Genomic DNA, 7,924 nt, shown 5'->3' with positions numbered 1-7,924 from the left:
GGGGGGGCCGGGGCACTCCATCCGCTGTGAGGTGACGCGGCGGCCGTACACGCGCGGCGTCGTGGGGATGGCGCTGTCGGGCAAGGACACCGGCGGCAGCCAGTTCTTCTTCACCCATTCGCCGCAGCCGCACCTGGACGGCCGCTACACGGTGTTCGGGGAGGTCGTCGCCGGCATGGACACCGTGGATGCGCTGCTGGAGGGCACGGTCATCGACGACGTTGTCGTCGGCACCCAGGCCCCCTGAAGGCCCTGCGGTCGCGGTGCGCTCAGGCCCCGCTGGCGCGCGCGGGCTCCGGCTCGCCATGCGCGTTGAGCTTCCCGCCGTTCCAGCGGCGGTTCTCCGACTCCTCCATCGACTCCACCTCACGGCGGATGCGGGCCCACTCCGTCTCCGGCAGGCGCAGGAAGGCGTCCGCGAGCGCCGGGTCGAACTGCGTGCCCGCGCAGCGGCGGATCTCCTCGCGCGCCACGCTCATGGGGCGGCCCTTGCGGTAGGGGCGGTCGGACGTGATGGCGTCCAGCGTGTCCACGAGACAGAAGATGCGCGCGCCCACGACGATGTCCTCGCCCTTGAGCCCCAGCGGATAGCCCTTGCCGTCCCAGCGCTCCTGGTGCTGCAGGACGATGAGCGCCGCATCATGCAGGTAGGGCATCTTCGCCAGCATCCGGTAGCCGAACTCCGGGTGCTGCTTCATCTCCACCCACTCGTCCGGCGTCAGCGGTCCGGGCTTGAGCAGGATGGAGTCGCGCACGCCAATCTTCCCGATGTCGTGCAGGAGCGCGCCCTGTTCCACCACGTCCAGCGCCGGGCCCGTGAGGCCGATCTCCTGCGCCAGCCGCCGCGCGTACAGTGACACGCGCCGCGAGTGCCACTGCGTCTCCGTGTCCCGGTAGTCCAGCGCGCTGATGAGTCCATCCAGCAGCCCCGCGGTGCGCTCGATGACCCGGCGCTCCAGGTCCTGGTTTACCTCCAGCAGCTCCTCGTTCTTGTGCGCGACCTCGCGCGTCAGCCGATCGTTGGCCTCCACCAGCCGGCGGTGCTCGAAGGCCTGGCGCACGCTGCTCATCAGCTCGCTCAACGCCCACGGCTTGCTCAGCAGGCGGAACACCTCGCCCCGGTTCACCGCCTCCGACGCGACCTTGAAGTCCGCCGCCGCGGTCAACATCAGCCGCACCGCCCGTGGATTCTTCTCCCGCAGCGCCGACAGCAGCTCGATGCCGTTGAGGTACGGCATCATGAAGTCCGTCAGCACCACGTCGAAGCCCTGCTCGCGGGCCGCCAGCACCGGATCGCTGTGCGTCACGACCTTGTATCCTTCCGCCTGCAGGATGCGGGACAGCGCGGCGAGGATCAGCACGTCGTCGTCCACCACGAGGATCCGGTCCATGGATGCGTACACTCCGAGCGAGCGGGCTGCGTTTTCCCAAACTCTTATATCGGGTTCCCAAACCCCCAGGCAGTCCCCCCCAAGCTTTCCAGTGTCGCTAAATAGCCGGAATTCTTGAAGATTCACTCAAATGTGTGCTCGCCGGACTCCACGTCACGCTTGCCTGCTCGCCAAAGCGTGTTCTATGGTGCGGCCCTACCTGTCGTAAGTGCTTGTAACCCCTTGGAATTCGGGAGCAATTTCCGATGGCTAGAGCCCCTGATGGGCCGGTGCCGGTGGTGGTGATGGGGCTGGGGTTCATCGGGCAGGAGATTGCCAGGGCGGCCCTGTCGTCCCCCGAAGTGGAACTCATCGGCGCGGTGGACCCGCAGCCGTCCCTGGTGGGACGTCCCCTGGGGGACGTGCTGGGGCAGGCCGGGCCGCGCTTCAAGATCTCCGAATCGCTGGAGCGCGCGGTGGGGCGCCGCAAGGGCGTGGTGGTGCTGCACGCCACCAGCTCGCGGCTCGCGCAGGTGATGGACCAGCTGCTGGAGGCGCTGAAGCTGGGCCTGCCGGTGGCGAGCACCTGCGAGGAGCTGGCGTTCCCGTACCTCAAGTACCCGGAGCTGGCGGAGAAGCTGGAGCGCGCGGCCCAGAAGGCGGGCGTCGCCATCGTGGGCACCGGGGTGAATCCGGGCTTCGTGCTGGACAGGCTGGTGGCCACCGCGGGCCAGGTGTGCGGTCCGGTGCGCAAGGCGACGGTGAGCCGGGTGGTGGATGCCCGCACGCGCCGTGAGGCCCTGCAGCGCAAGGTGGGCGCGGGGCTGACGGAGGAGGAGTTCTTCGACCTGGTGGACCGCGAGGAGCTGGGCCACGTGGGCCTGGTGGAGTCCGCGGCGCTCGCGGCGCTGGGCCTGGGCCTGGACTGCGACGACTTCGAGGAGGAGGTCGCGCCGGTATTCGCCGAGGAGGACATCTCCGGCGGTGCATTTGTGGTGAAGAAAGGCCGCGTCGCGGGCATGTTCCAGTCCGTGGTCGGATTGGAGGAGGGTCAGGAGCGGGTGCGCCTGGAGCTGACCATCGCGGTGGGGGCGGAAGATCCAAGGGATCGCATCGAAATCGACGCGGATCCCAGGCTGGTGCTGGAAATCCCGGGGGGAGTGGCGGGCGACCGGGCCACCGCGAATGCGCTGGTGAATGCCGCGCCACGATTGACGGCCGCGGAGGCCGGGCTCCTGACGGTGCTCGAGCTTCCGGCAGGCCGCTGAAGGTTCATCAGGAGAGGGACATGCTGGACAAGAATGCGATTGGACGCGCCTCGCCTCCGACGCTCAACGAGGTGGAGAAGGGCGCCATCCGGCGCTTCGCCGAGGCGATCGGCGACTACAATCCCATCTACTACGACGAGGAGTACGCCCGCGCTTCGGGCTACCCCACCATCGTCGCGCCGCCCACGTTTCCCGCGTCGTTCCATTCCGCGGCGGACCTGCGGGAGCTGTTGGGGGTGGGCATCAAGAGCCTGCTGCACGCTGAACAGGGGTTCGACTACGAGCGTCCCATCTTCGCGGGGGACCGCATCTACGTGTCCACCCGCGTGTCTGACGTCTTCGAGCGGCCGGGCATGTCCGGGAAGATGGACATCGCGGTCATCGAGGATGAAGGCCGTGACGAGGAGGGCAACCTCGTCTTCCGCGCCCGCCGCACCCTGGTGGTGCGTGCCGCCAAGGAGACCGTTTGATGCCCGCGCGCAAGCTCTACTTCGAATCCATCCGCGTCGGTGACGAGCTGCCGGCGCTCGCCAAGGCCCCCGTGGACCGCGTGCAGCTGTCGCGCTACGCGGGCGCCTCCGGCGACTACAACCCCGTGCACGTGGACGAGCTGTACGCCAAGAGCGTGGGCATGCCGTCCGTCTACGCCCCGGGCATGCTCGTCATGGGCATGCTCGGCCAGCTCATCAGCGACTGGGCGCGCGGCGGCCAGCTGCGGCGCTACAACGTCCGCTTCATCAAGATGGTGTGGCCGGGCGACACCGTGGTCTGCAAGGGCCGGGTGAGCGACCGCCACGGCTCCGGCGGCCGGTACTTCGTCGAAATCGACCTCTGGGCGGAGAACCAGAAGGGCGAGCTCGTCATGAAGGGCGGCTCGCAGATCCAGCTGTTCTTCTCCCTCGAGGACGAGAACCGCCAGCGCTCCGGCCAGTCCCCCATCGTCGTGGAGGTGCCCCGCGAGAGCCTCGTCGTCCCGGCCCCCGCCACGGCGTCCTCGGAGGCCGCCAGCAGCGCGCCCACCGCCCCCGAGGAGGAGGACGAGGGGACGGACGAGGGCCGGAACGGCGCCTCGTCCAAGAAAACGGCACCCCGGGAGAAGCCCGCCGCCAAGACGGCCTCCCTGCCGGTGGCGAAGAAAGCCAAGAAGTAGCCTTTCAAAGCCCAGGTCCCGCGTTCGAGAAGGGCGGCTTCGACCGCTGCTCAACGCGGGGTGTCATTCAGGGTTGACTCAAAAATCAGCCGACGCCACACTTCCTGGGTCAGCTGGGCCGCTGACCCCCTCCCGCCAAACGGGCGGGGCAGCGAGCCCCCACGCAGGAGTGGCCATGTCCGCCGGCATCAACACCTACAAGACCGACCTTCGAGAGATCTTCTTCACGCTGTTCGAGCAGTTCGGCTTCGGCCAGGTGGCGGGACAGGCGCCGTACGACGCCTGGGGGCCGGATGAGGCGAAGGCGGTCCTGACGGAGACCTACCGCTTCGCGCGCGAGGTGCTGGGGCCCCTCAACGCGTCCGGTGACCGCGAGGGCTGCCGGGTGGAGAACGGCGCCGTCTTCGTGCCCAAGGGCTTCAAGGACGCGTGGCAGAAGCTCTACGAGCAGGGCTTCAAGACGGTGGCGGTGAGCCCGGACCACGGCGGCCAGGGCGCGCCGATGATGCTCCAGGTGACGGTGGAGGAGATCCTCTCTGGCGCCAACACGGCCTTCAACATGTACCCGGGCCTGGCGTTCGGCGCGGCGGAGGTCATCGCCGAGTGCGGCACGCCCGCGCAGCAGAAGCAGTTCGTGGAGCGCATGCTCAACGGCACGTGGGGCGGCACCATGTGCCTCACCGAGCCGCACGCCGGCTCCGACGTGGGCGCGGCCAAGTCCACCGCGCGCCGCAACGCGGACGGCACGTACAGCATCCGGGGCACGAAGATCTTCATCTCCGGCGGCGACCACGACATGGCCGGCAACATCATCCACCTGGTGCTCGCGCGCGTGGACGGCGCGCCTGCCGGCACCAAGGGCCTGTCGCTGTTCATCGTCCCCAAGCTGCGCATCAACGCGGACGGCTCGGCGGGCGGCACCAACGACGTCACCGTGGCGTCCATCGAGCACAAGATGGGCATCAACGGCAGCGCCACCTGTGTCCTCAACTTCGGTGAGAACGACGCGTGTCTGGGCGAGCTCGTCGGCACCGTCGAGCACGTGGGCATGAGCCAGATGTTCAAGATGATGAACGGCGCGCGCATCGCCGTGGGCATCCAGGGCGTGAGCCTCGCATCGGCCGCGTACTACAACGCGGTGGACTACGCGAAGGACCGCAAGCAGGGCTCCCACTTCACCAAGTGGAAGGACCCGTCCGCGCCGCGCGCTCCCATCATCGAGCACCCGGACGTCCGCCGCATGCTGCTGGACATCAAGGCGCACGTGGAGGGCATCCGCTCGCTCATCATCAAGCTGGCCATGCACCTGGACAAGGCGAAGCAGCTGGCGGGCAAGGACGACGACGCGGCCAGCTACCACCGGGGCCAGGTGGAGGTGCTGACGCCGCTCGTGAAGTCCTACGGCTCCGACCAGGCCTTCCGCCTGTGCGCGCAGGCCATCCAGGTGTACGGCGGCGCCGGCTACATCCAGGACTACCCGGTGGAGCAGTACACGCGCGACTCGAAGATCTTCTCCATCTACGAGGGCACCAACCACATCCAGGCCATGGACCTCGTGGGCCGCAAGATGGGCCAGGCGGGCGGCGCGCACTTCCAGCAGTTCATGGGCGACGTGGGCAGCTTCGTGGAAGCCCACCGTGAGCACCCGGTGCTGGGCGAGGCCGTGAAGACGCTGGCCGGCGCGCAGGAAGGCCTGATGTCCAGCGCGATGGCGCTGTTCGGCTGGTCGCAGGACCAGGGCCGCTTCCCGCTCATCCCGCTGTCCGCCAACCGCTTCCTCAACATGATGTCCGAGGTCGCCGTGGGCTGGCTGCTGCTGGACGCGGCCGTCATCGCGGAGAAGGCGTCCGCCTCCGTGAGCGCGGACCACCCGGACAAGGCCTTCTACGAGGGCAAGAAGTTCAGCGCGCTCTGGTACGCGCGCAACGTGCTGCCCAACGTGGAGTACGCCGCGCGCCTCATCGCGGCCGAGGACACGTCGCCCATGGACATCACCGACGCGGCGTTCGCGTCCGTCTAGCCCGTCTGGTCAGTCCGCGCGGTTGAAGTCTTGCGAGGGCCCTCCGGCACGTCCTGCCGGGGGGCCTTCGTCGTTCTGCTCAGGTGCCGTCGCGCACGCCGATGGCGAGCTGGGCGAGGCCCGCCTTCTTCGCCATCTCCATCACCTGCACCACGGTGCCGTGGGAGACGCCTTCGTCCGCCTGCACGATGACCACCGTGTCGGGGTTCTGGCTCTTGGCGGCGTCGAAGGCCTGCTTCAGCTCCTCCTCCGCGACGACGTTGCCCGCGAGCACGAAGCGGCCGTCCGCCAGCACCGCCACGGACATGTCCGTGGTGCGCGCGGTGACGTCCGCGGCGCCTCCCTTGGGGAGGTTCACCTTGAGGCCCGCCTTGGCGCCTCCGCCCGGGCCCTGCTGGGTGATGACGGAGCTGGTCACCATGAAGATGATGAGCAGCACCAGCATCACGTCCACCAGCGGCGTGATGTTGATCTCCGCGAAGCCGGCGTCCGCGCCTTCATCGTCGGAGGAGCCCGGCGTCTTTCCCATTCCCATGGTGGGCGTCTCTCCTGGTTACGACGAGGCGGGCTGCGGATCCGGGCGCGGCGCGGGCGGGGTGGAGGGCTCGCGCGAGGGCGGCAGCTCCGGCAGGGGGGCCCCGGTGGCGCGCTCCTTGAGCAGCTCCACGAACTCGTCCCCCAGCAGGCGCAGCTCCACGAGCACCCGGGACAGCCGGGCCTGGAAGTAGTTGTAGAAGACCATCGCCTGCACGGCGACGAGGATGCCCACGGCGGTGGCCACGAGCGCCTCGGAGATGCCCGTCATCACCGCCGCGGAGCCGCCGGTGCCTCCGGCCTCCACGTCCACGCCCAGGTCCTTGAAGGAGCGCATGATGCCGGCCACGGTGCCGAAGAGGCCCACGAAGGGCGTCGTCGAACCGATGGTCGCGAGCAGCCACAGGTTGCGCCGCAGCTTGAGGCCCACCTGGGCGCGCTCGCGCTCCACGGCGGACTCAATGCCATTGCCGCCCGTGGAGCGGCTGCGCTCCCAGCGATCAAACCCGGCGAGGAAGATGTCGGCGGCCACCGCGTCGGAGCGCTCGGCGGCGGTGCGGGCGGCGGCGACGTCCCCGCGCAGCAGGTGCTTGTGGACGATCTCCCCCAGGCCTCGGGAGCGCTCACTCACCCCCCAGAGCTTGATGAGCCGTTCAATGGCGACCCCCAGGGCCACCACGGAGGCGCCCAGGAGCAGGGCGAGGGTCACGCCGCCCAGGCGAAGGTAATGAAGTAGATCGTTCAGGCTCATGGTTGATGACCGGGCTGGGAGCCCTGGCTCACACTAGGACATATGAACCGCGCAGCCGCCGCAATCTTCCTGGTCCTCCTCTGTTCTGCCTGCCCCAAACGCCTCGAGTTCGGTCCGGAGGGCCGCATCGAGGACGCCCCGACGCTCTACCAGCACGTGCGCGAGCGGCAGGCGCAGGTGGTGAACCTGGAGGGCGACGCCAAGCTGCGCGTGGAGTCCCCGCAGGGGAGCGGCACGCTCGGCACCTTCCTCTCCATCACCCGGCCGGGCCTCATCCACCTGGAGACGTACGACTTCTTCAACCGGCCGGTCGCCTCGCTCGTCTCCGACGGCGCCCGCTTCGGCGTCTACCAGGCGCAGGGCAACACGTACTTCCAGGGGCCCTCCAGCCCGGAGAACGTGTCCCGCTTCCTGCCCATCGTCCTGCCGAGCGAGGAGTTGGTGGCCGTCATGCTGGGCCAGGTGCCGCTGCTGCCGCCGGAGACCATGACCCTGGCGCTGGACGAGAAGGAGCGCGTGTACGTGCTGACGCTCGTGCGGGGGGCCGCGAAACAGACACTCCGCGTGGATCCCCGACACCTGCGGGTGGTGAAGAGCGAGGTCCGGGGGGTGCCCGGTTACGACCTGGCGTTCGAGGACTTCAAGCAGCGCGGCGAGCTGCTCTTCCCCGGCAAGGTCATCCTCACGGCCTCCCAGGCGGACACGCAGCTGGAGCTGCGCTACACGGAGATCACCCTCAACGGACGGCCGGACCTGACGCTCTACGAGCTGACGCCGCCCGAGGGGGCCAGGGTGGTGGAGGTGGACGCGCAGGGGCGGGAGCTGCCGGGT

General features: G+C 69.0%; 9 protein-coding genes. 6 read left to right on the top strand and 3 right to left on the bottom strand.

Translation table 11 applies throughout. From position 1 onward, the window contains the following. A partial coding sequence (locus D7X12_RS36370; RefSeq protein ID WP_208719512.1) for a peptidylprolyl isomerase occupies positions 1-247 on the top strand: 247 nt, incomplete at its 5' end. 22 nt (positions 248-269) lie between these two features. On the opposite strand, the gene D7X12_RS36365 is transcribed toward D7X12_RS36370, so the two are convergent. Next, positions 270-1,391, bottom strand: coding sequence for an HD domain-containing phosphohydrolase (locus D7X12_RS36365; RefSeq protein WP_120629800.1), 1,122 nt, complete (start codon positions 1,389-1,391; stop codon positions 270-272). Positions 1,392-1,636: 245 nt separating this feature from the next. On the opposite strand from D7X12_RS36365, the gene D7X12_RS36360 reads away from it, so the two are divergent. The 4 genes from D7X12_RS36360 (at position 1,637) to D7X12_RS36345 (ending at position 5,808) form a co-directional block, all read left to right on the top strand. Next, complete coding sequence (locus tag D7X12_RS36360; protein WP_120629799.1) at positions 1,637-2,638, top strand: NAD(P)H-dependent amine dehydrogenase family protein; 1,002 nt, start codon at positions 1,637-1,639, stop codon at positions 2,636-2,638. A 20-nt stretch (positions 2,639-2,658) separates the two neighbouring features. Beyond that, on the top strand, positions 2,659-3,108 hold the full coding sequence (locus D7X12_RS36355; protein ID WP_120615095.1) for a MaoC family dehydratase N-terminal domain-containing protein: 450 nt from the start codon (positions 2,659-2,661) through the stop codon (positions 3,106-3,108). Continuing rightward, entirely contained in the window at positions 3,108-3,788 is a 681-nt protein-coding gene (locus tag D7X12_RS36350; protein WP_120629798.1) for a MaoC family dehydratase, read from the top strand. Before D7X12_RS36355 ends, D7X12_RS36350 begins: the two co-directional genes overlap by 1 nt. Before the next feature lie 175 nt (positions 3,789-3,963). Beyond that, positions 3,964-5,808: an acyl-CoA dehydrogenase gene (locus D7X12_RS36345; RefSeq protein WP_120629797.1), complete on the top strand. Its 1,845-nt coding sequence runs from the start codon at positions 3,964-3,966 to the stop codon at positions 5,806-5,808. 79 nt (positions 5,809-5,887) lie between these two features. Here D7X12_RS36345 and D7X12_RS36340 read toward each other — a convergent pair whose 3' ends face one another. Both D7X12_RS36340 and D7X12_RS36335 read right to left on the bottom strand, forming a co-directional pair. Further along, on the bottom strand, positions 5,888-6,343 hold the full coding sequence (locus D7X12_RS36340; protein ID WP_120629796.1) for an ExbD/TolR family protein: 456 nt from the start codon (positions 6,341-6,343) through the stop codon (positions 5,888-5,890). An 18-nt stretch (positions 6,344-6,361) separates the two neighbouring features. Further along, positions 6,362-7,093 (bottom strand): MotA/TolQ/ExbB proton channel family protein, encoded by a 732-nt coding sequence (locus D7X12_RS36335; RefSeq protein WP_120629795.1) that lies wholly within the window; start codon positions 7,091-7,093, stop codon positions 6,362-6,364. A 42-nt stretch (positions 7,094-7,135) separates the two neighbouring features. Between D7X12_RS36335 and D7X12_RS36330 the strand changes: the two genes are divergently transcribed. Further along, the coding region (locus tag D7X12_RS36330) for a DUF4292 domain-containing protein (protein ID WP_120629794.1) at positions 7,136-7,924 on the top strand (789 nt) is incomplete at its 3' end.

The organism is Corallococcus sicarius (assembly GCF_003611735.1).
Classification (GTDB): Bacteria; Myxococcota; Myxococcia; order Myxococcales; family Myxococcaceae; genus Corallococcus; species Corallococcus sicarius.
This window is presented reverse-complemented; position numbering and strand designations above follow the sequence as displayed.